The organism is Mycobacterium sp. IDUB_17 (genome assembly GCF_055419465.1).
In genome coordinates this window covers 467,895-490,271 of sequence record NZ_JBVAXS010000004.1, presented here as the reverse complement: position 1 = coordinate 490,271, position 22,377 = coordinate 467,895, and the positions used below count along the sequence as shown (strand labels likewise).

Genomic DNA, 22,377 nt, shown 5'->3' with positions numbered 1-22,377 from the left:
CACACCGCGTGGTGGGTTGACAGGATCGACCCACTACGGTCGGACGGCGCGGTGCCGGGATGGGTGGTGGCAGATGACGCAGGTGAACCTGGTCGTTGGATATCTGGCCACTCCCGGTGGCGCCGATGCGTTGGCCCTGGCGGTCCGGTTCGCCCGAACACTGGGTGCCGAGGTCAACATCTGCATCGTGCTACCGCCCGACACCGCGCCGCCGGGTACCGTGCCCAAAGGCGGCGGCTACGAGGAAGTGCTGGCCGAGCAGGCGCAGGGCTGGTTGGACGACGCCCTGGCCTTGGTGCCCGACGACGTTGTGGCACACCCGCATCTGAGCTTCGACGAGTCGTTCACCGACGGCCTGATCCGCCAGGCGCTGCGGTTCGAGGCGATCGCCATCGTGGTCGGCGGTGCCGGCGGGGGACTGGTCGGCAGCTACTCGCTGGGGTCGGTGGTCAACGAGCTGTTGCACTCCTCGCCGGTTCCGGTCGCGGTGGCGCCGCGCGGAACCCGCGATTCGACGATCGAGCGGGTACACGAAATCACCTGTGCCATCGGTCAACGCCAGGGTTCGGATCTGTTGCTCGCCACCGCGGTACGGGCCAGTCGGGCCGCGGGCATCCCACTGCGGCTGGTGTCGCTGGTGGCGCTCGATCCGACCTTCGGCTCGCTGCGAGGTGACGCCGAGGCGGTCCGAGCACACGCACTCGCGCACGCGGAGCGGACGCTGGAAGCCGCCAAAGATGAACTGCCGGCCGATTTTCCGGTGACCTCCACGATCGTGAACGGTCCCAGCGTCGAGGCCGCCGTCGAACAGTTGGGCTGGGATGAAGGCGACATCATCATGGTCGGATCCAGTCGGCTCAGTGCACCGCGGCGGATCTTCCTCGGTTCCACCGCGGCCAAGATGTTGCGGGTGTTGGACGTGCCGATGGTGGTTGTGCCCCGGGACGAACTGAAAGACGGCGAGGACGCTCATGGCTGAGTCCGCATCGGAACACGAGTCCCACCAGAAGCTCGAGGACGCCGAACACTCCGCGGGGCTGGTGTCCAAGGGGCTGGCCGCAGGCAAGGTCGGCACGTTCTCGGGTGCGATCCTCGGGATCTCGTGTGTGGCACCGGGGTACACGCTGACGGCGAGCATCGGGTTGATCGTCGCGGCCGTCGGACTGAAGATGCCGGCGATCTTCATCGCCGGGTTCATCCCGATGTTCCTGACTGCCTACGCCTACCGCGAATTGAACTCGCGGGCGCCGGACTGCGGCGCGTCGTTCACGTGGTCCACCAAGGCATTTGGCCCGTATGTCGGCTGGATGTGCGGGTGGGGCATGGTGATGGCCTCGATCATCGTCCTGTCCAACCTCGCCGCGATCGCCGTCGAGTTCTTCTACCTGTTCATCGCCCGGGTCACCAACCACCACCCGATCGCCGAGCTCGCCGGCAACAAGGTCATCAACATCGCCACCACGCTGGTGTTCCTGGCCATTGCCACCGCCATTGCCAGTCGCGGTATCACCACCAGTGAACGGGTGCAGTACGTGCTGGTCGGGTTCCAGATGGTGGTGCTGCTGGCGTTCGCGGTGATGGCGCTGGTGCATGTGGGTCGCGGTGACGCGCCGGCCGGGCTGTCCTTCGACCTGGACTGGTTCAACCCACTCACCGGACTTACCTTCGGCGTCTTCGCCGTTGGTGTGACCGGGTCGATATTCGCGTTCTGGGGCTGGGACACCTGCCTGACGCTGGGGGAGGAGTCCAAGGACCCGACGAAGGTGCCGGGCCGCGCCGGGCTGTTGTGCGTGCTGTCCATCCTGGCGACGTATCTGCTCATCGCCGTCGCGGTGATGATGTACGCCGGGGTCGGTGAAACCGATCTGGGCCTGGGCAATCCCGACAATGCGGAGAACGTGTTCGCTGCGTTGGCCGACCCTGTGCTGGGCACCTATGCCGGGCCGCTGCTGTTCCTGGCGATCCTGGCCTCGTCGGTGGCGAGCCTGCAGACCACGTTCCTGCCCGCGGCGCGGGCCATGCTCGCCATGGGGGCCTACAAGGCTTTCCCGCCCAGATTCGCCGAGGTCAGCCCGCGTTATCTGGTGCCCACCTTCGCCACTGTCGTCGCCGGCGTGGTCACCGGGGTGTTCTATACCGTGGTGAGTCTGCTGTCCGAGAGTGCGCTACTGGATACCATTGCCGCCCTTGGCATCATGATCTGCTGGTACTACGGCATCACGGCGTTCGCCTGCGTCTGGTATTTCCGTCGGGAGTTGTTCACCAGCGCCCACAACGTGCTGTTCAAGTTCCTGTTCCCGTTGATCGGCGGCCTGGTGCTGGCCTGGGTGTTCGTCCTCGCGATCAAGGAGAGCATGGATCCGGAGAGCGGCAGCGGCGCCGCGATCGGCGGTATCGGACTGGTGTTCTTCATGGGCTTCGGCATCCTGCTGCTCGGCGTCGTGCTCATGTTCGTCTGGCGGTCGGTCAGCCCGGCATTCTTCAGGGGCGAGACATTGCGGCACGACACACCGTCGCTCGTGGAGTAGGCATACTCTCCTGTTCGGCGAATTCAGTGAAATAAGCGACAGTGCACGTCATTTAGATCCACATCGCGCTGTTTGCGCGGCACAGTGGCGGGGCCACGCTCACTTTCCGCGTACGTAACGTGGTGGCGCAATAAGACAACTCAAGAATCGCCACCACGCTACGTGCGCGAACTATCCGGCCGCGCCGCCGAGTCCGGAGTTGCCTTTGTTGTGCGCCAGCTCGAACGGATCGAGCAGATCCCACACCGTGGTGACGGCCTGCACCTTGAGGTCGGCGCCTTGGTCTTCCACGTTGAGCAGGTCGACGGCAATGTCGTACCCGTAGTACAGGAGCGATCCCGGCGGGGTGGTCTTGATCAGCTCGTTGATGATCGTCTGCCGTGCATCGCGGGCTGCGGCATCATCGCCGAGGGCGGGCGCCAGGCTTGGCAGAATCTTGCTGATCGGAATCACCGCGTTCACCCACGGCACGATTTGACTGCCCCGGTAGATCTGCTCGGTGGCTTCCCTGATGAACGGGTCGAGTTCGTCGGGAAGTGCGGTGTTCATCAATGCGTTCCGGAGATTCAGGATCGGCTCGGGGATGTCCGTCGGCTCCGGATCGTCGTCGCGGAACGGGTTGGGGTTCCACGGTGTATCCGCCCGTGCCTCAGCGGTATCGGCCTGGGTCCGCACCGCGCCGAGCTTCGGGGTGGCCAAGGTCCCGCTCTTCGGCTGCGCGACGGACTCGGTCTCCGGCTGGTCTGCCACCACGGGCGAAGGCTTGGGAGTCGCGGCCTGCTTGGGGTTGAACAGGTCCTTGAGCTTGGCGACCTGGCCGGCCTCGAACTCGTCGGCACTGAGCTTCGGCTTGGGCTTGACGGACACGGGCTTGGCGGGCTTGGCGGCCTGAACGGCCTTGTTGACGTGTGCCGCCGCTTTCTCGATCTTGTCGGCCTGCTTGTCGATGTTGTCCTTGAACGTGGACAGGGGCTTGGCCCGCTTGGTGTCACCAGCCTTGGCCTCACCGCGCTTGGGCCCGGCGTTGACGTGCTGCGATGTACTGCTGTTGGTCGATTCCTTGGACGCACCGTCCGTCGAATCAGCGTGTGCGGTGCCCTGGCCGGCCACGGCGATCGCCGCCCCGACTCCCGCCGCGACCGCGACACCACCGACATAGCCGATGTACTTCGTTGACGCCATTACCGTCCTTTCACAGCGGATCCCCAGCCCACGGGCATCGTAGGGGGCGGCGGCGTGATCGGCATCACGAGGTGACCTACATGTTCGGGCAGGATGGAAACACCCCACTGGATCTCGAACAAATGTTCGATACACTGACGTGGTGGGCTGGCATAACGGACCGCCGAGCTGGTCGGAGATGGAGCGGGTACTTACCGGCAAGCCCCGCCGTTCCGGACTGCCGTTGGAGCCCGCGGGCGACGGCGGGGACAGCCCGGCCTGGTCGCGTAAGCGCGGTAGTTATCAGCCGCCGGAACTCGACCGGCCGCGGACATCGGTCCGTTACGCCGAACTGCACGCACATTCGGCGTACAGCTTCCTCGACGGCGCGAGCACGCCGGAGGAGCTGGTCGAGGAGGCGGCCCGGCTGAACCTGCGGGCGATCGCGCTGACCGATCACGACGGGCTCTACGGCGTGGTCCGGTTCGCCGAGGCGGCCAGGGAGTTGGACGTGGCCACCGTCTTCGGCGCCGAGTTGTCGTTGGGGAACATTCCCCGCACCGAGGATCCCGACCCGCCCGGCCCGCATCTGCTGGTACTGGCCCGTGGGCCGGAGGGCTACCGGAGGTTGTCCCGCGAGATCGCAAAGGCGCACCTGGCCGGTGGTGAGAAGGGTAAGCCCCGCTATGACTTCGACGGGCTCACCGAGGCTGCCGGTGGGCACTGGCACATTCTCACCGGATGCCGTAAAGGCCATGTCCGCCAGGCACTTTCTCGCGGTGGGCCGGAAGCCGCCGCGGCCGCCCTGGCCGACCTGGTGGACCGATTCGGGGCCGGCCGGGTCAGTATCGAGCTCGCGCATCACGGCCATCCGTGTGACGACGAACGCAATGCCGTCCTGGCCGGGCTGGCCCCGCGGTTCGGCCTCGATGTGGTTGCCACCACGGGTGCGCACTTCGCCGCCCCTGACCGGGGCCGGCTGGCAATGGCGATGGCGGCGATCCGGGCCAGGAACTCGATGGACACCGCGGCGGGCTGGCTGGCCCCGCTGGGCGGGTCCCACCTGCGGTCGGGGGAGGAGATGGCCCGGCTGTTCGGTACCGAAATCGTGACGGCCGCAGCCGATCTCGGTGAGCAGTGCGCCTTCGGGCTGGCGCTCATCGCCCCGCAGCTGCCACCGTTCGACGTCCCGGCCGGGCATACCGAGGACAGCTGGCTGCGCGAGTTGGTGATGGCCGGGGCGGCCGAGCGGTACGGGCCCGTGGACAACGCGAGAAAGGCCTATGCGCAGATCGAACACGAGCTGTGCATCATCGAGCAGCTGAAGTTCCCCGGCTATTTCCTTGTGGTGCACGACATCACTCGGTTCTGCCGGGACAACGACATCCTGTGCCAGGGCAGGGGATCGGCGGCCAACTCGGCGGTCTGCTACGCACTGAAGGTCACCAACGTCGACCCGATCGCCAACGAGCTGTTGTTCGAACGGTTCCTGTCTCCGGCCCGCGACGGGCCGCCGGACATCGACATCGACATCGAATCGGACTTGCGCGAGAACGTCATTCAGTACGTCTACGAGCGTTACGGGCGTGACTACGCCGCACAGGTGGCCAACGTCATCACCTATCGCGGCCGCAGCGCGGTCCGCGACATGGCCCGGGCGCTGGGTTTCTCCCAGGGACAGCAGGACGCCTGGAGCAAGCAGCTCAGCCGGTGGAACGGTCGCCCGGACTCGCCGGAGGCCGAGGACATTCCGCAGCCGGTGATCGAGTTGGCCACCCAGATCGCCAACCTGCCGCGCCACCTCGGTATCCACTCGGGCGGCATGGTGATCTGTGACCGCCCGATCGCCGACGTGTGCCCGGTGGAGTGGGCCCGCATGGCCAACCGCAGCGTGCTGCAGTGGGACAAAGATGACTGTGCGGCAATCGGTTTGGTCAAGTTCGACCTGCTGGGCCTCGGTATGCTCTCGGCGCTGCACTATGCGATCGATCTGCTGGCCGAGCACAAGGGCATCACCGTCGACCTGGCCAAGCTGGATCTGTCCGAACCGGCGGTCTACGAGATGCTGCAGAAGGCCGACTCGGTCGGGGTGTTCCAGGTGGAGTCCCGCGCGCAGATGGCCACCCTGCCCCGGCTCAAGCCGAGGGAGTTCTACGACCTGGTGGTGGAGGTGGCGCTGATCCGGCCCGGCCCGATCCAGGGTGGCTCGGTGCATCCCTATATTCGTCGCCGCAACGGTCTGGAGGACGTCACCTACGACCATCCGTCCATGGAATCCGCACTGCGCAAGACGCTGGGCATCCCGCTGTTCCAGGAACAGCTCATGCAATTGGCGGTCGACTGTGCGGGTTTCACCGCGGCCGAGGCCGACCAGCTGCGCCGGGCGATGGGCTCCAAACGCTCCACCGAGAAGATGCGCAGGCTGCGCAGCCGGTTCTACGCCGGCATGGCCGAACTTCACGGCATCACCGGCGAGGTGGCCGAGCGGATTTACGAGAAGCTGGAGGCGTTCGCCAATTTCGGTTTCCCGGAAAGTCATTCGCTGAGTTTCGCGTCGCTCGTCTTCTATTCGTCGTGGTTCAAACTGCACCATCCGGCGGCGTTCTGCGCGGCACTGCTGCGGGCCCAGCCGATGGGGTTCTACTCGCCGCAGTCGCTGGTCGCAGACGCGCGCAGGCACGGGGTGGTGGTACACGGCCCCGATGTCAACGCCAGCCTGGCCTACGCGACATGCGAGAACCACGGCATGGACGTGCGGCTGGGGTTGGGCAGTGTCCGCCACATCGGTGACGAGTTGGCGGGGCGTCTGGTCGACGAACGAAATGCCAACGGGCCGTTCACCACCCTGATCGACCTGACCAACCGGGTGCAGCTGTCGGTATCCCAGACCGAGGCGCTGGCCACCGCCGGTGCGCTGGGTTGTTTCGGGGTAAGCCGGCGCGAGGCGCTGTGGGCCGCGGGTGCGGCGGCCACCCAGCGGCCGGACCGGCTGCCGGGGGTGGGCTCGTCCTCACATGTCCCGCCGCTGCCGGGGATGAGCGCGCTGGAGCTGTCGGCCGCCGACGTGTGGGCTACCGGTGTCTCGCCGGACAGCTATCCCACCCAGTACCTGCGCGCCGACCTCGACGCGCTGGGCGTGATCCCCGCCGACAGGTTGCTGGATGTCGTCGACGGAACCCGGATCCTGGTTGCCGGGGCGGTAACTCACCGGCAGCGTCCGGCGACCGCACAGGGGGTGACGTTCATGAACCTGGAAGACGAGACCGGGATGGTCAACGTGCTGTGTGCGCCCGGGGTGTGGGCGCGTTACCGCAAGCTGGCGCAGACGGCGCCGGCACTGGTGGTCCGCGGCATCGTGCAGAACGCCAGCGGTGCGGTCACCGTGATCGCCGACCGGATGAGCCCGGTCGAGCTGAGGGTCGGCTCCCGGTCGCGAGACTTCCGCTGAGGCCCCGGCGGTCAGCTCGGATCGGCGCTGGAGGCGATGGAGACGGTGGAGACGCTGGGCGGGCTCGCGCTGGTGCTGTCCTCAAGCCCGGTCCGCAGCAGCGACCACGCCAGCCGCCGCGCGGCGGTGGCCCGCTCGTGCAGCAGGCGTTGGACTGCCGGGATGGGGTTGGTTTCCGGGGCCCGTCCCTCGACCACGTCGGCGTGCAGGTCCTCGGCGACCTGGATGGCCAACAGCACCGCGTCGTTGACCCGGTTCAGCGCATCCTGCAGACGGTCGTCCTGGCTGAGCAGGTGGGCGTTGTCCAGCTCGACCGAAACGTCGCTGACGACTTGGCTGATCTGCTCGAAGAGCGCGTTCATCGCGGTTTCCCGCTCGTCGCGGTCCGGGTTGCGCAGTTGCGTCGCGCCTTCGGTCCACAACGTGGCGAGCATCCGGGTGTGTGCGCCGATCGCACGCGACACCTCGATCATCGCCTGCTTCTGAAGTTGTTCGAGCAGGTTGTTGCGCTCGATCCGGGCCAGTTCCCGCTGGGCCACCAGTTCGGCATCGTGCAGCTTCTGCTGCGACTCCATCTGGGCCCGATGCCATTTCTGGGTCAGGGCGAGTTCCAGCGCCGAGCGTTCGTCGGCGGCCGCGAGCTCGCGGCGCAGACGCTCGTCGGCCTGGGCGATGTCGTATTTGGCCTGACGCTGGACGGTGAGGGTCAGCCACATCGTCACCATCACGACGACGAAGACGACGGCACCGAAGAACCACTCGGCCTTGCTGCCGAGCTCGCCCGGGCTGAACAGCAGGTACCAGATGACGGCCAGGCTGCCCAGGCCGCCGCACACCAGCCAACCGATGCCGGCCTTGGTGTCGATCGACATGGCTTTGGGAGCCGGGTCTTGATCCACCGCAGCCACCCGCATCGGCTCGGTCGTTTCACCGCTCTGGCCGTAGTTCAACGGGGCACCCCCTGAAGACTCAGCGACCCTTGTCGATTCAGTTAGTCCGGCCATGTCGACCTCCCATCGGCCAAGCCTGCCACCGGGCCGGCGTTCAGAGTAGGGCCATCCTCGGCGGCAGGTGCTACCGGCCGGCGGCACCCGTGTTCGCATACCCTGTTTTTCGTCATTCTTCAAGTGCCCCTAGCGATGACGGGCCGCTCGGAAACCGCTAGTGTCATCGGCGTGCTCACCGCGAGCGGCGGTGAATCGGACCTACGGGGCCGGCAACCGGCCGCTCACTTTCTGTTGATCTTTTCGCTGGAGAATTGAGGGCCCATGGGACAAAACGCGACGCTGGAAGGTGATTCGGCGGTCATCGTCAGTCTGTCGGAGGCGGCGATGCACATGTATTCCGCCGCTATCGACGCACTGCCTTTCCCCGAGGACAAGAAGTTCCACAAGCGCGCCGACGTCGTCCTGTCCGGCCTGCGCAAGCTGCGTGCCTCCCTGGCTGAGGCGGCCAGCAGCAACCGGCCTTCTCCCGCGGTCATCGTGGCGCTCAGCGGAGTTCGTCAGCGGTACGACTCGCTGATGGCGCATGCCGCCGCGGCGCCGGGATCCTCTCTGGGGCAGCAGATCTACGTCACCCGAGTCCACGCGAAGCTGTCGGCCCAGGAAGTGGCCAACGGCGCCGGTCTGCGTGACGGACTGCTCGACGAGCTCGAGGCCGGCGCAACGCCGACCGACGCCGAGGCAACGAAGATCCGCGACACCATTGCCGCTCTGGGCGGGTTGCCGGGCGACGATCACGGCATCCATGCCGTGCCGAACGCGGTCGACTTCGGGTCGGCCGAAGAGTCGCAGGGCACCGGCTGGGACCCCGTGCTGGTCTCCGATAACGTCGGCTGATCGACCCGCGCGCCGTCGCCGATGAGGCGGCGGCCCGCAACCCTCATCTGTTAGCTGAGTTCCACTGCGGCGCACGATGATTGGCAGCTCCCCAGCAAACCGCTGGGGAGCTGCTCTGGTTTCGGTCCGCGGTTGTACTCTCGCGGGATGACAGCCGAACCAGCCCTGAATTTGACCGTCGATGAGCTCCTCACCACCACCCGCTCGGTGCGCAAACGTCTCGACTTCGATAAGCCGGTGCCGCGTGAGGTCATCACGGAGTGTCTCGACCTGGCACTACAGGCCCCCACGGGGTCGAATGCACAAGGCTGGCAATGGGTTTTCGTCGAGGACCCGGCAAAGAAGAAGGCCCTGGCCGACATCTACCGGGCCAACGCCTACCCGTACCTCGACCTGCCCGCGCCCGAGCGTGGCGACATCCGCGATCACCAGGCGGATGCCGTGATGAGCTCCGCCAGGTACCTCACCGACAACTTCGAGAAGGCGCCGGTGCTGATGGTGCCGTGCCTTGAGGGCCGCCCCGACGGCGCACCCGCCGGTATCGGTGCGTCCTACTGGGGGTCACTGCTGCCCGCGGTGTGGAGCTTCATGCTGGCGCTGCGGTCCCGCGGCCTGGGATCGGCCTGGACGACGTTGCACCTGCTCGGTGACGGCGAGAAGCAGGCCGCCGAACTGCTGGGCATTCCGTTCGATCGGTACGCGCAGGCGGGCCTGTTCCCGATCGCCTACACCTTGGGCACCGATTTCAAGAAGGCCAAGCGCCTTCCGGCCGAGCAGTTCTCGCACTGGGACAGTTGGTGAGCCCAGGGCGTCCTGGGGCGCCTGTTGCCCACCGGTGCAATTGTGAAGCCGCTGTATGAACTCTCTGTGAGATTCGGGCGTGGGTCGCGTGGCGGCCCACGCCCGCGGCGTAACTAGACGCCGCCGGCGAACCCGTGTTGGCGCCACGCCTCATAGGCGGCGACTGCCGCGGCATTGGACAGATTCAATGAGCGCCTGCCGGCGAGCATCGGAATGCGTACCTGTGCGGTGATATTCGGGTCGGCCAGAGTTTCTGCATCCAGTCCGGTGGGTTCCGGGCCGAACATCAACACGTCTCCCGGCTGGTAGGCGACATCGGTGAACGAGGTCGACGCGTGGGCGGTGAACGCGTACACGCGGGCCGGCATCAACGCCCGCCACGCGGCCGCCAGATCGGCATGCACGGTCACCGATGCCAGGTCGTGGTAGTCGAGGCCGGCCCGCCGCAGCTTGGGCTCGGACAGATCGAAGCCCAAGGGCTCGACCAGGTGCAGCTCGCACCCGGTGCCTGCCACCATCCGGATCGCATTGCCGGTGTTGGGTGCGATGCGGGGAGAAAAGAACAACACCCGGAACATCCGACGATGATCGTACGAATGCCCACCCGTGGGCGAATCGGGATGTAATTGAGGTCCGAATCGGCGCCCGGAATAGGGAGTGGAAATCGGCACGCGATTCGGCAAGGACAGCGCTGTTTGCTCGATTACCACACAACTGCGCTACGGCTCGGTCACGAACTCTGTCTGTTCAGTAAGAATTGTGGAAACGCTCGCGAGCTGCTGTCATACTCGTGCAATTGCCAAGGCGTTTGACGCCCGCCCGAGCGTGGGCGGAAACAGCAGGAAGTCCTATGAATCACGCCCCACGAGTTAATTGCGGCCACGCAGCCGGTACTACGGTTGGGCGCCGATGACTGCCTTTACGCAGCTGAAACAGGCTGACGGCACCCTCGTCGAATTCTCCCCAGCACCATCGGCTCCGGCCAAGCGCCCCTCGCGCTGGTCGCCGGCCAACTGGCCGGTCAATCGAAAAGTCCTTGCCATCGTCCTCGTGCCACTCATCCTGGCGGCGACGTTCGGTGGCCTGCGCATCTATGCCAGCGCCAGTGCGGCCGGAGATCTGCGGTTGGCGGCCGACCGGGCCGAAGTGATTCCCGACGTCGACAGGTACATGGCTGCGATGGAGGGCGTCCTCATCGCGGCTACCGAAGGCGGCGACGGTCAGTCGGCCGTGTCCACGTTCAATGAGCGCAAATCCGACTTGCAGCAACGAGTCGATGCCACCGATGTGTCTGAGGATGTCGGTCAGGCAGTGGCCGGCCTTCTCGGTAAGGGGCAGCAGCTTGTCGACGCGGTGATGTCCGAGTCGATCGATCTGCGTCAGCGCATCCTCGATTACGGCCCGCTGCTGCTGACCGGGGAAGCCGCCATCACGGGCTCGGTGCACAGCAACCAGCAGTCGGTTCAGGCTCAGGTTGAGGCGCTGGCCCGCGCGGTCGGCGCCCGCGGCCAGATGGCGATCCAGCGGATGCTGGTCAACCGGGGCGGGGACGAGCCGGAGCCGTTGTTGCGCACGTCGATGATCACGATGGCCGGTACCGAGCCGTCCACGGTCGCGGCACTGACGAAGGTGCTCGGCGGCGGTTCTGAGGCGGCGGCGACGCTTCGCGCCGAGATGGTCAAGCGCATGGCGATGATGTCGAATCCCGGCATCCCACTCGTCGGCAATCCGGACATGTTGGCCTCGCTGGAAGCGACCGACAAGATCGCCGGGCAGATCATCGAGGACACCACCACGGGCATTCCGGCCGCGGTGGAGGCCCAGGCCAACGATGCCCGCAACGACGCGATCCGCGACGCGATCCTGGTGGCGACCGCGATCGTCAGCGCCATGGTCATCGTGTTGCTGGTGGCCCGCTCACTGGTGCGCCCGTTGCGGATGCTTCGTGACAGCGCGCTCAAGGTCGCGCACCAGGACCTGGCCAAGGAGATCGAACGGGTCCGTGCGGGCGGAGAGTTGGTGCCGGTCACCCCGATCCCGGTGCAGACCACCGAAGAGGTCGGTCAGGTGGCCCATGCCGTCGACGAGCTGCACGAGCAGGCTGTGTTCCTCGCCGGGGAACAGGCTCAGCTGCAGTTGCAGGTCTCGGACATGTTCGAGACGCTGTCTCGCCGCAGCCGCTCGCTCGTCGACCAGCAGTTGTCGCTCATCGATCAGCTGGAGCGCAACGAGGACGACCCGGAACGTCTGGAGAGTCTGTTCCGGCTCGACCATCTGGCCGCCCGTATGCGCCGGAACGGCGCGAACCTGTTGGTGCTGTCCGGGTCCAAGCTGGCGCGCGAGCACAGCCGTCCGGTGCCGCTGGCCACCGTGATCAATGCCGCCGCCTCCGAAGTCGAGGACTACGCCCGCGTGGTCACCGCGTCGGTGGCCGACGTCGAGATCACCGGTTCGGCGGCCGGCGACCTGATTCACCTCCTGGCCGAGCTGCTCGACAACGCGCTGCGCTACTCGCCGCCGATCTCGCAGGTGCGGGTGTCTGCCGTGCACGCGGCCAAGGGCGCGTTGGTGATCGAGGTGAGCGATGTCGGCCTGGGCATGACCGAGGCCGATCTGCGGGTCGCGAACACCCGCCTGCAGTCCGGCGGTGAGGTCAACCCCTACACCGCGCGTCACATGGGTCTGTTCGTGGTCGGGCGACTGGCCACCCAGCACGGTCTGGTGGTGCGGCTGCGCAGCACCGTTGCCGAAGAGCCGAGTTCGGGTACCACGGCAGGGGTGTACATCCCGGCCACGCTTCTGGCCCGCGACGGCGGAGACTCGGTCGACGACCTTCCTTATGGCAGGCCCGTCGATGCCCACGCCGGGATCGCCACGGCCCTGTCGCTGGACGGCGATCCTGCCGATGCGTCGGCCTTGGGGTCCGGAGCCGAGCCTCATCTCAACGGTGCCGAGATGCCGTTCGACCTGCTGCCGCAGCGCAGTCCCGGGGCCAGTGGCATCTCGGAGCTGCCGGGCACGCTTGCCCCGCAACCGGAACCGGCTGCCGAGGCGCCGGTCGAGGAGCCCGCAGACGAGCCGGTTGGCGAGTGGCCCCAGCAGTGGCCGGTGCACACCGAAGAGAGTGCGGCCCTGGCCAAGGGAGCGGCCAAGGGTGACGTCGCGGGTGCGGCCGACCCGGCGGCTGCCGAAGAGGACGACGTGGAGGCCGGGCGTCAGGCACCGACCAACACCTCGTCGTTCTTCGCCTCCCGAGGGCAGGCCGCCACGAACGGTGTCAACGGAGCCGGCGCCCTCAACGGTCACAACGGCCTGAACGGCCACAGCGGCCTCAATGGCGTAAACGGCCTCAATGGCGTCAACGGTGCGGCTCACCAAGCCGAGCCCGCACCCGAGGAGCCGGTCGGATCCACCGCGGCCGAGGCCGAGAGCCCCGAGGTCCAGGGCGACTCGATCTATCAGTCGATGGTCTCGGAATTCGAGATCGACCCGACGACCCACGTGCGCAGCGCCGACCTGGACTGGAAGACGGTCTGGGAGAAGGGCTGGACGGTGGCGGCCGCGGCGCAGGATGCGCCCGTCGAGCAGCACACCGAGGAAGGCCTGCCCATGCGTACGCCGGGTGCCCGCCTGGTGCCGGGTGGCGTGGCCGCAGCCGTGGGCGCGGCCGGCGAGTCCAACGGCCGTCACCGCAACGGTGGAGTGCACCGTAACGACGACGGCTCGGAGACGGTAGCATCGGCAGACGAACCTGACAGCGGCATGTTCGCGGCGTTCAAACCGCGTGACCCCGAGGCTGTCCGTACGAGCACCAGCAACCTTTTCGGAGGCGTGCACGCCGGACGATCGCATGCCCGTGAGACCAGAGGAACCGATAACGAATGACCCGCCCGACGCAGCGCGACTCCCTGGACTGGCTCGTGTCCAAGTTCGCCCGCGAGGTATCCGGGGTGTCCCACGCGGTGCTGGTTTCGGCCGACGGACTGCTGATGGCTGCCAGCGAACACATGCCGGTCGAGCGGGCCGACCAGCTCGCCGCGGTCTCCTCCGGCCTGGCCAGCCTGGCCACCGGGGCGTCCCAGTTGTTCAACGGCGGCCACGTGATGCAGTCGGTGGTCGAGATGGAGAACGGGTACCTGCTGCTGATGCGGGTGGGTGACGGCTCCAACCTGGCCACGCTGACCGCCCCGTCATGTGACATCGGGCAGGTCGGCTACGAGATGGCGATCTTGGTCGAGCGGGTCGGCGCGGTGGTTCAGTCTTCGCGCCGTACCCCGCAGCCGTCCTGAGTCCTCTGTCCCCTTCTGCCTTCGCGAGGTGCCTGTGGGCGAACCAGAACCCACCGATCGACCGAGTTTGGTGCGGCCGTACACCCTGACGGCCGGTCGTACCGACTCGCGCGTCCACCTTCCGCTGGAAGCGCCGGTACAAAAAACCGACACGACACGTGAACCGCGCTGGACTGGGCACGATGTGCGCGCACAGATCGTAGAGTTGTGCACCGGCAGTCCTTCGGTTGCCGAAATTGCCGCTCATTTATCTCTCCCGCTCGGCGTGGCGCGCGTGCTGATCGGGGACTTGGTGACGCAGGGTTATCTACGGGTGGAAGCCACCCTTGATGATTCGGCTAGCTTCGACGAACGCCGCGAATTGATTGGAAGGACCCTGCGTGGCCTACGAGCACTCTGAACCCCGCTCGGCCTCCGCCGGTGGCGCCCCCCGACGTGGGGCCGCATCGACGAAGATCGTCATATCTGGCGGGTTCGGGGCAGGGAAGACAACATTCGTGGGCGCGGTCTCCGAGATCATGCCGCTGCGCACAGAAGCGTTGGTCACCAACGTGTCTGAGGGCGTCGACGCCCTGGACGGCACTCCGGACAAGCGCACCACCACGGTCGCGATGGACTTCGGCCGGATCACGCTGGACGAGGATCTGGTGCTGTACCTGTTCGGCACCCCCGGGCAGCGCCGGTTCTGGTTCATGTGGGACGACCTGGTGCGCGGCGCGATCGGTGCGATCATCCTGGTCGACGTGCGTCGCCTGCAGGACAGCTTCGCCGCGGTCGACTTCTTCGAGGCCCGCAAGCTGCCGTTCATCGTCGCGGTCAACGAGTTCGACGACGCGCCAAAGCATCCCACCCAGTCAGTGCGCAAGGCCCTGGCGCTGCCGGAACACATCCCGGTGGTGGCCGTGGACGCCCGCGACCGCAACTCGGCCAAGGCCGCGTTGATCGCGGTCACCGAGTACTCGCTGAGCACGCTTTCCGCGTTGCCTGGCTGAGGCGTGGTAGCTGACGAAACCGCCTGGGCGGACAGGGAATTCACCGGTCACGATTTCCGCGAGGAAGACCTGAGCCGGTTGCGCACCGAGCGCGTGGTGTTCACCGAGTGCGACTTCAGCGGTGTGGACATGTCCGAGTCGGAGCATTTCGGCTCGGCGTTCCGCAACTGCACGTTTCGTCGTGCCACGCTCTGGCACAGCACGTTCACCAACTGCAGTCTGTTGGGCTCGGTGTTCACCGAGTGCCGGCTGCGGCCCATCAAGATCGTGGAGTCGGATCTGACCCTGGCCGTTCTCGGCGGCTGCGACCTGCGCAGCGTTGACCTGTCGGGCTGCCGGTTGCGTGAGGCCAGCCTGGTCGGGGTGGACCTGCGCAAGGCGGTGCTACGGCAGGCGGACCTGACCGGCGCACGGGTGCAGGATGCCAAGTTCGACGAGGCCGATCTGCGCGGCGCCCGCGTCGACCCCACCTTCTGGACCACCGCGAAGCTGCGCGGCGCCAAGATCGACATCGCCCAGGCGCTGGCCTACTCAGCCGCCCATGGTCTCGACGTCCACGGCGGCTGACCCTTCCCGCCCAGCAGACACAAAACTGCCCCTTTTCCTGCGAAAAGGGGCAGTTTTCTTGAGGGCCCTCCCCTTGCGGGGGACTGCTCGTGGGAGGACTCAGCCGGCCTTGAGCCGGATCCGCCAGCGAACGAACCCCGTGTAGACGATGCACAGCAGCAACAGGATGCCGATGTTGATCAGCCACACCGTCGGGGTGTGCTTCCAGTGCGAATCGGCGGGCAGCAGCGGCGGCGGCACCAGGCGGGTCAGGTCGACGGTGGATGCGGAGGCCGCGAAGCCCCAGCGGGCCGGGGTGATCCAGGACAACTGATCGAGCACCACGCGGCCGGTCACCGGGATCATGCCGCCGGAGAACACCAGCTGACTCATCACGGTCACCACCAGCAGCGGCATGATCTGTTCGGCCGAGCGGGCCAGCGCCGACAGGGCCAGGCCCACCATCGCCGAGGCCACACACGTCATGGAGATGTCGATGAACAACTCCAGGTTGCGGCCGCCGATGAAGGCCCCGCTGTCGACTGAGCCCGGGCCCCAGCCCTTTCCGAGGATCGTGATCACCGTGACGATGGCCGACTGGATTACCGCGAACACCGCGAACACCGCGATCTTGGCCAGCAGGTAGGCCGTCGTCGACAGGCCGACCGCCTGCTCGCGGCGGAAGATCGCCTGCTCGCCGATCAGCGCCCGGATGGTCAGCGCGGTGCCCATGAAGATGGCGCCCACGTTGAGCATCACCAGGATCTGGCCCGGTTCATTGGGGGCCTCGCCGCCTTGGACGGCCGGGACCGGCAGGCCGAACCCGACGGTACCGGGCACCGACAGCGACAGCACTCCCATGATGAACGGCAGCATCAGCAGGAACGCGGTGTAACCGCGGTCGGACACGATCAGCCGGACTTGCCGGCGGGCGATCGTGGACAGCTGCCGGAACAGGCTGGTCTTGGCCGGCTCGCCCAGGTCGCCGGGCTGTGCCGACGACGGTTCGGCTGCCGGTGCCGGGCCGGTACGGGCCAGGTAGCGCCGGTTGGCCTCGACCGGATCGCCCGCGACGGTGCTGAAGATGTCGGCCCAGTTGGTGGTGCCGAGTTCGGGGCCGATCTGGTCGGGCGAGCCGCAGAACGCGGTCTTGCCGCCGGGGGCCAGCAGCAGCACCTGATCACACACGTCGAGGTAGGTCAGCGAGTGGGTGACGACCAGCACCACGCGGCCTGCGTCGGCCAGCTGGCGCAGCATCGTCATGACCTGGCGGTCGAGTGCCGGGTCCAGGCCTGAGGTGGGCTCGTCGAGGATCAGCAGTGACGGGCCGGTCAGCAGTTCGAGCGCGACCGAGGCACGCTTGCGCTGCCCGCCGGACAGCTTGTCGACGCGGGTGTCGAGGTGCTTGGTCATCTCGAGTTCCTCGAGCACCTGCATGACGACCTGTTCGCGGTCTTCCTTGGTGGTGTCCGGCGGCAGCCGCAGTTCGGCGGCGTACATCAGCGCCTGCCGGACGGTGAGCTGGCCGTGCACCACGTCGTCCTGCGGGACCATGCCGATCCGGGAACGCAGCGAGGCGTACTCGGCGTGGACGTCGTGGCCCTCGAAGGTGATGGTGCCGGTGGTCGGATGTGTGTAGCCGGCGACCTGTTTGGCGAACGTCGACTTGCCCGCACCCGACGGGCCGATCACCGCGGTGAGCGTGCCGGGCCGGGCGTCGACGGAGATGTTGTCGAGCAGCGTCTTGTTGCCCTCGATGGTCCACGTCAGACCGCGCACCTCAAGGCCGCCGGTGCGGGTGTCGGCCTCGGTCTCGCTGCGGCGGACCAGGGTGCCGCCGCTGAACACCAGGTCGACGTTGCCGATGGTGACCACGTCGCCGTCGTGCAATATCGCGCTGTCCACCCGCGCGCCGTTGACGAAGGTGCCGTTGATGCTGCGCTCGTCGCGGATCTCGGTGCCGCCGGTCAACGGGATCAACGTGGCGTGATGGCGTGAGGCCAGCACGTCGGGGATGACGATGTCGTTGTCGGTCGCGCGGCCGATCTTCACCGCACCTGCCGGCGCCGCGGCGGTGCGCCCGGGCCGCAGGATTTTCATCATGCTGGTCGCGATGTTGCCGCCGGCCTCGCTGCCGCCGCGGTCCGAGGCGGCGGCCGGCGCCATCGATGTCGCTGCCTGGGACGGGTTCGCCGGGGCCGGGGAGCGAACCGGTTGCGACTGGTACGCCTGGGGGCCGCTGGGATATCCCGACTGCGGTCCGCTCGGATAACCACCCTGGGGGCCGCTCGGATATCCGGTCGGCGGGGTCGGGTAGCGCGGCTGCGGGCCGGACGAGTATCCGGGGCGCTGGGGCGCCGGCGGCTGCCCGTACTGCTGACGCCCGGGGGCCGACGCCTGAGTGGGCCACGCCCCGCTGGGCCGGTTCCCGATGGGTACCGCCGCGGTCGGTGTCCGGCCGACGGAGCCCTGGTGCCGTCCGACCTCGAAGGTCACCTGGGGTCCGTCCGGGTTGCCGATGTTGACGACCTGGCCGTCGTGGATGTCGATCGAGGGCACCCGGCGGCCGTTGGCATACATGCCGTTGAGGCTGCCGTTGTCGATCGCGATCCACCGACCTTGGTCGAAACGCAGCACCAGGTGGGCGCGCGAGATCAGCGGGTGGGCGATGCGGACGTCGGCACGGAGGTCTCGGCCGATGACGACATCGTTGCCCGGGGCAAAGGTACGGGTCGATCCGTCGTAACGAACAGTCAGCGCAGGGCTCATCGCGCTCAACTCTATCGGTACTTTTCGCCGGGGCTGGGCCGTTGCGGAGGTGTCGCGGCGTGTGACTATGGCTCACATGGTTTCTGAAGGGGCGCAGAAGACGGCCGGCCGCGTGCTGAGCCTGCTGAGGGCGGTCGGCACGATGCTGGCCGGCGCGGCGGTGGTGTTGTTGGTGTGGGCCGCGGCGCTGGGTGCATGGGCGCGGTTGGTCGCACCGCGCAGCGCCGGGGAGAGTTCCTGGTACGTGCTGGGCCTGCACCGGTGGGGCGACGCCCTGCCGAACCGGATGGCGTTGGTGGTGGCGGTGATCGCGGTGGTGCTGATCGCGGCGATGGCCTACGGCGTCTGGCGCGGCCACACCGGCCGTGACCTGGCGGCCACCCCGGCCGGGGCGGCAGGCGTGGCGGCGCTGCTGGTCATCGCGTACATCACCCAGGGGATCCCGGCGTTCTACCGGACGGCGATGGACAACGCGCCGGTTACCGCGGCACTGCCCGCCGGGATGGCGTCGTGGTGGTTGTGTCTGGCCGGGGCGGCGGCGACTTTCCTGGCGGCACGGGCCTTCCCGCGGTTGGAGCGCGGCGCGGTGAAGTTGCTGGCAGTCGGTGCAGCGATCGCCGTCGTGGTTGCCGCGGTGGTGACCGTGGGTGCGTTGCGCGCCGGTGATGACGGGCGCTTCGTCGATGCGACGACGGCGGCAGCTAGTGATGTTCCGGCGATGCCCGGTGCGCTCGGGCAGCGAACGTTCACGGTGTCGGCGCCCGACGCGTTCACCGACAAAGATGTGCCGTTGTACGACATCGCTGCCGCCGGAGCCGGTTTCGCCGTCTATCAGAAGGGCCGCATCACGGCCTATGGCGCCGACGGCAAGGAGCGCTGGTACTACTCACGGACCGGGCCCGGGGAAGTGCGCGTCAACGGGATGCGCGTGGTCGACGATGGCGCCACGGTGCTGGCCTTCATCGACGCCGGGCTCGTCGGCCTCGACGCCGTCACCGGCGACCGGCTGTGGACCAGTGGCGATCCGGATCTGCTCGAGGCGGCCCGTGGGCGCTACCGATTCGCCACCGGACCGTTGGTGGTGGGCTGGAACGACGAGCAAATGTGGACCCGGTACGACAGCCGGACCGGCCGGCCGATGTGGAACGTACGTGCGCCGCATCCCGATTGCGGCATCGTCGAACCAACCGTGACCTCGTCGGGTGTGGTGTCCGCGGTGCAATGCCGGGACGGCAAAGTCTGGTTGACTGTGCTCGATCCCCAAACCGGGGAAATCGGTTGGGACACCACGCTGTTCGAGAGCCACATCGACCCGGCGGCGCCGATCGAACAGCGCTACCTCAAGCTCGGGGTGAGCGTCGGCAACCGCGTCGGAGTCTTCGTGTCGGCCGTCGGACCCGGTGCACCGGCCGGAGCGATGTACGCCAATATCGTCGACCGCACCGTCAGTACCCTGCCGCCTCGCGGACGCCCCAGTGAATCATCGGGCCTCAACGACGACTTCCTGGTGTGGTACCTCGAGGACGTGTCGACCCGCCTGACCCTGTTCGGCCCCGACGGACGCGAACGATGTGGCCTCCCCGGCGATATCGAGCCGGTCCGGTCGAACGTGCCGAGTCAGCCGGTCGATCAACCGGCCTACTTCACGGCGTCCGGTTCCCTCGTCGTCGCCGACCGCGGTCCGCGCGGCGGCGCGGCATCGTTGCGCACGTTCGATGCGAAGACATGCGCTCAGACCGCAGCGGTGCCCGTGAAATCGGTCGAAGGATTCGTCCCGGCGCCGGGCGCGGTGCTGGTGCTGTGGCGTGACGGGCAGACGCTGCAGATCGACGGGTACACGGACTAAGTGGGACTGTTGGCCAGCGTGGGCACGGCCTCTTCCGGGTAGCGGTCCTGGGCGTCCCAGACGTCCCAGGTCTGCACCGCCCAGAACACGGCGAACAGCACGATGAGGATGAGTTCGACGGTGAGCACACCGAAGTGCCATCCCAGGATCAGCAGCACGACGCCGGCCACGACCGTGATCAGCATCAGCCCGGCGATCGTCGCATAGAACCGGGCCAGGTGCGGGCGCACCGCGGCCCTGGCGTAGCACGCGTGGTAGACCGCCACGAGCGTGATGGCCAGGAACATCGCGACCGCCGCGATGGCGTGTGCGTGATCGGCAAACCAGTCCCAGAGCATGAGCGGCGCCCCGGCGATCGCGAGGATCACCAACACTGTGGGAAGCCATTTCTCGGATCGCAGCAACGCGGTGGCGACGGTCTTCCACAGGGAGGCGGCCTCGGCGCACGACAGCGGGGACGGCACGGGTGCATCCCTGGGGCGGCGCCAGTGGTCCAGCGTGTAGTACATGGTGGCGCCGACGGCCACGGCCACGAACAGCGCGGCGACGTTGTTGGCGACGCCGCCGAACGGGTCGGCCACGCTGGGAAGCCACGGCTGACACAGGTCGGCGGGACCGGTGGGCACCAGGGCGACGATGAAGGCCAGGAATCCGGCATAGTTCAGCAGCGCCTCTTCGCCCACCCGGCTGCCCTTGTAGGCGATCAGGCAGATGCCGATGGCGCACAGGGAGGCAAGGAACACCGCGTGGGTGCGGGTGTAGAAGAACGCGCTGATGGAACCCTGAGGGCAAGTGTGCGCCCAGGTCAACGCGAGAGAACACAACAGGAACACCACCAGCGCCACCAGACCGACCCGCACGTAGCGGTAGGTCACCATGGTGTCGCTGGGGTTGCCGACCATGGAGCTATTAGCTCACGAGTGAGTCCGGGGCTCCCGTCACCACGCAGTGAGTGTGGCTGTAGATCGTCGGCATGCACATGTTGCAATGCGTACACTTGGACAAGACACGGCCTTGACCGTCGTTGTCTTCCTCGGCCTTGATCCGGTTGAGCAGGTCCGGCTCGGCGAGCAGCGCGCGCCCCATCGCGACGAACTCGAAGCCCGCTGCCATCGCCCGGTCCATCGTCTCGCGGTTGGTGATGCCGCCCAGCAGGATGATCGGCATGCTCAGCTCGGCGCGGAACTTCTCGGCGTCGCGCATCAGATACGCCTCGTGGTACGGATACTCGCGGAAGAACTTGTTGCCGCTCATCCGGATGCCCCAGCTGATCGGGGGTTTGAAGTTCGCGGCGAACTCCTTGACCGGCGCGCCGCCGCGGAACAGGTACATCGGGTTGACCAAAGAGCTGCCCGCGGTGAGCTCGATGGCGTCCAGGCCGCCGTCCTCTTCGAGCCACTTCGCCGTCTGCAGGGACTCGTCGATCGGGATGCCGCCGCGGACACCGTCGCTCATGTTGAGTTTGGCGATGACGGCGATCTTCCGGTCGCCGTGCTTGTCGACGGCGTCGCGCACCGCGCGCACGACTCCACGGGCGACCTTGGCCCGGTTCTCCAGCGATCCGCCGAACTCGTCGGTGCGCCGGTTGATCAGCGGGGACAGGAACGAGCTGGCCAGGTAGTTGTGGCCGAGGTGAACCTCGACCGCGTCGAAGCCGGAGTCGATGGCCAGCCGTGCGGCGTTGGCATGCGCTTCGGTGACGTCGCGGATGTCGTCGATCGATGCCTTCTTGGCAAACCGCATCGACAGCGGGTTGAAGAACCGCACCGGCGCCAGCGCCTTGGCTTTGTTGGTCCGGGAGTTGGCCACCGGGCCGGCGTGGCCGATCTGGGCGCTGATTGCCGCGCCCTCGGCATGGATGGTCTCGGTCAGTTTGGTCAGTCCGGGTACGGCCTCGGGCCGCATCCAGATCTGCCAGCCGTCGGTACGGCCGCCGGGGGCCACCGCGCAGTAGGCGACGGTGGTCATGCCGACGCCGCCGGCCGCGGGCAACCGGTGATAGTTGATCAAATCCTCCGTGACCAGCGCATCAGGCGTGGACGCTTCGAAGGTGGCGGCCTTGATGATGCGGTTGCGCAGTGTCACCGGGCCGAGCTTGGCCTCACTGAAAACATCAGTGAACACATTGGGCTGGGTGTTCATATGCTGAGCCTGCC

17 protein-coding genes are annotated in these 22,377 nt (G+C 67.2%); 11 read left to right on the top strand and 6 right to left on the bottom strand.

Translation table 11 applies throughout. The features are described from left to right. Window positions 1–82 precede the first annotated feature (82 nt). Together ACZYZ7_RS19925 and ACZYZ7_RS19920 are read left to right on the top strand one after the other, a co-directional pair. Window positions 83–979 (top strand): universal stress protein, encoded by an 897-nt coding sequence (locus tag ACZYZ7_RS19925; RefSeq protein ID WP_463741712.1) that lies wholly within the window; start codon window positions 83–85, stop codon window positions 977–979. Further along, window positions 972–2,528, top strand: a complete 1,557-nt coding sequence (locus ACZYZ7_RS19920) for an APC family permease (protein WP_463741581.1) — start codon at window positions 972–974, stop codon at window positions 2,526–2,528. The genes ACZYZ7_RS19925 and ACZYZ7_RS19920 overlap by 8 nt, the downstream gene beginning before the upstream one ends. A 171-nt stretch (window positions 2,529–2,699) precedes the next feature. Here ACZYZ7_RS19920 and ACZYZ7_RS19915 read toward each other — a convergent pair whose 3' ends face one another. Beyond that, window positions 2,700–3,710 carry a hypothetical protein gene (locus ACZYZ7_RS19915; RefSeq protein WP_463741580.1) on the bottom strand — a complete coding sequence of 337 codons (1,011 nt, stop codon included), beginning with the start codon at window positions 3,708–3,710 and terminating at the stop codon, window positions 2,700–2,702. A 142-nt stretch (window positions 3,711–3,852) separates the two neighbouring features. On the opposite strand from ACZYZ7_RS19915, the gene ACZYZ7_RS19910 reads away from it, so the two are divergent. After that, on the top strand, window positions 3,853–7,137 hold the full coding sequence (locus tag ACZYZ7_RS19910; protein ID WP_463741579.1) for an error-prone DNA polymerase: 3,285 nt from the start codon (window positions 3,853–3,855) through the stop codon (window positions 7,135–7,137). Window positions 7,138–7,148: 11 nt separating this feature from the next. Here ACZYZ7_RS19910 and ACZYZ7_RS19905 read toward each other — a convergent pair whose 3' ends face one another. Continuing rightward, complete coding sequence (locus tag ACZYZ7_RS19905) at window positions 7,149–8,087, bottom strand: hypothetical protein (RefSeq protein ID WP_450070392.1); 939 nt, start codon at window positions 8,085–8,087, stop codon at window positions 7,149–7,151. A gap of 318 nt (window positions 8,088–8,405) precedes the next feature. Here ACZYZ7_RS19905 and ACZYZ7_RS19900 point away from each other — a divergent pair, with 318 nt between their 5' ends. Together ACZYZ7_RS19900 and ACZYZ7_RS19895 are read left to right on the top strand one after the other, a co-directional pair. Continuing rightward, window positions 8,406–8,978 carry an XRE family transcriptional regulator gene (locus ACZYZ7_RS19900; protein ID WP_135453072.1) on the top strand — a complete coding sequence of 191 codons (573 nt, stop codon included), beginning with the start codon at window positions 8,406–8,408 and terminating at the stop codon, window positions 8,976–8,978. A 147-nt stretch (window positions 8,979–9,125) separates the two neighbouring features. After that, window positions 9,126–9,779, top strand: coding sequence for a nitroreductase family protein (locus ACZYZ7_RS19895; protein ID WP_135453073.1), 654 nt, complete (start codon window positions 9,126–9,128; stop codon window positions 9,777–9,779). 113 nt (window positions 9,780–9,892) lie between these two features. Here ACZYZ7_RS19895 and ACZYZ7_RS19890 read toward each other — a convergent pair whose 3' ends face one another. After that, a complete protein-coding gene (locus ACZYZ7_RS19890) occupies window positions 9,893–10,357 on the bottom strand; it encodes a tRNA (cytidine(34)-2'-O)-methyltransferase (protein WP_135453074.1) in 465 nt (154 codons plus the stop codon). Window positions 10,358–10,688: 331 nt separating this feature from the next. Between ACZYZ7_RS19890 and ACZYZ7_RS19885 the strand changes: the two genes are divergently transcribed. From ACZYZ7_RS19885 to ACZYZ7_RS19865, 5 genes are read left to right on the top strand one after another with little or no spacing between them, the layout of a single operon-like run. Next, entirely contained in the window at window positions 10,689–13,664 is a 2,976-nt protein-coding gene (locus ACZYZ7_RS19885) for a HAMP domain-containing sensor histidine kinase (RefSeq protein ID WP_463741578.1), read from the top strand. Next, window positions 13,661–14,068, top strand: coding sequence for a roadblock/LC7 domain-containing protein (locus tag ACZYZ7_RS19880; protein WP_019346515.1), 408 nt, complete (start codon window positions 13,661–13,663; stop codon window positions 14,066–14,068). The genes ACZYZ7_RS19885 and ACZYZ7_RS19880 overlap by 4 nt, the downstream gene beginning before the upstream one ends. A gap of 34 nt (window positions 14,069–14,102) precedes the next feature. Continuing rightward, complete coding sequence (locus ACZYZ7_RS19875) at window positions 14,103–14,468, top strand: DUF742 domain-containing protein (protein ID WP_135453076.1); 366 nt, start codon at window positions 14,103–14,105, stop codon at window positions 14,466–14,468. Continuing rightward, window positions 14,449–15,060 carry a GTP-binding protein gene (locus tag ACZYZ7_RS19870; RefSeq protein ID WP_450070391.1) on the top strand — a complete coding sequence of 204 codons (612 nt, stop codon included), beginning with the start codon at window positions 14,449–14,451 and terminating at the stop codon, window positions 15,058–15,060. The genes ACZYZ7_RS19875 and ACZYZ7_RS19870 overlap by 20 nt, the downstream gene beginning before the upstream one ends. Before the next feature lie 3 nt (window positions 15,061–15,063). Beyond that, window positions 15,064–15,627 carry a pentapeptide repeat-containing protein gene (locus ACZYZ7_RS19865; RefSeq protein ID WP_463741577.1) on the top strand — a complete coding sequence of 188 codons (564 nt, stop codon included), beginning with the start codon at window positions 15,064–15,066 and terminating at the stop codon, window positions 15,625–15,627. A 99-nt stretch (window positions 15,628–15,726) separates the two neighbouring features. On the opposite strand, the gene ACZYZ7_RS19860 is transcribed toward ACZYZ7_RS19865, so the two are convergent. Continuing rightward, entirely contained in the window at window positions 15,727–18,375 is a 2,649-nt protein-coding gene (locus ACZYZ7_RS19860) for an FHA domain-containing protein (protein ID WP_463741576.1), read from the bottom strand. 76 nt (window positions 18,376–18,451) lie between these two features. Between ACZYZ7_RS19860 and ACZYZ7_RS19855 the strand changes: the two genes are divergently transcribed. Continuing rightward, on the top strand, window positions 18,452–20,221 hold the full coding sequence (locus tag ACZYZ7_RS19855; RefSeq protein ID WP_463741575.1) for an outer membrane protein assembly factor BamB family protein: 1,770 nt from the start codon (window positions 18,452–18,454) through the stop codon (window positions 20,219–20,221). Here the strand turns inward: ACZYZ7_RS19855 and ACZYZ7_RS19850 are convergent. Further along, window positions 20,218–21,123, bottom strand: a complete 906-nt coding sequence (locus ACZYZ7_RS19850; protein ID WP_463741574.1) for a diphosphate--fructose-6-phosphate 1-phosphotransferase — start codon at window positions 21,121–21,123, stop codon at window positions 20,218–20,220. The genes ACZYZ7_RS19855 and ACZYZ7_RS19850 overlap by 4 nt on opposite strands. 7 nt (window positions 21,124–21,130) lie before the next feature. Continuing rightward, window positions 21,131–22,363: an NADH:flavin oxidoreductase gene (locus tag ACZYZ7_RS19845; protein ID WP_450070388.1), complete on the bottom strand. Its 1,233-nt coding sequence runs from the start codon at window positions 22,361–22,363 to the stop codon at window positions 21,131–21,133. Between the last annotated feature and the right edge of the window lie 14 nt (window positions 22,364–22,377).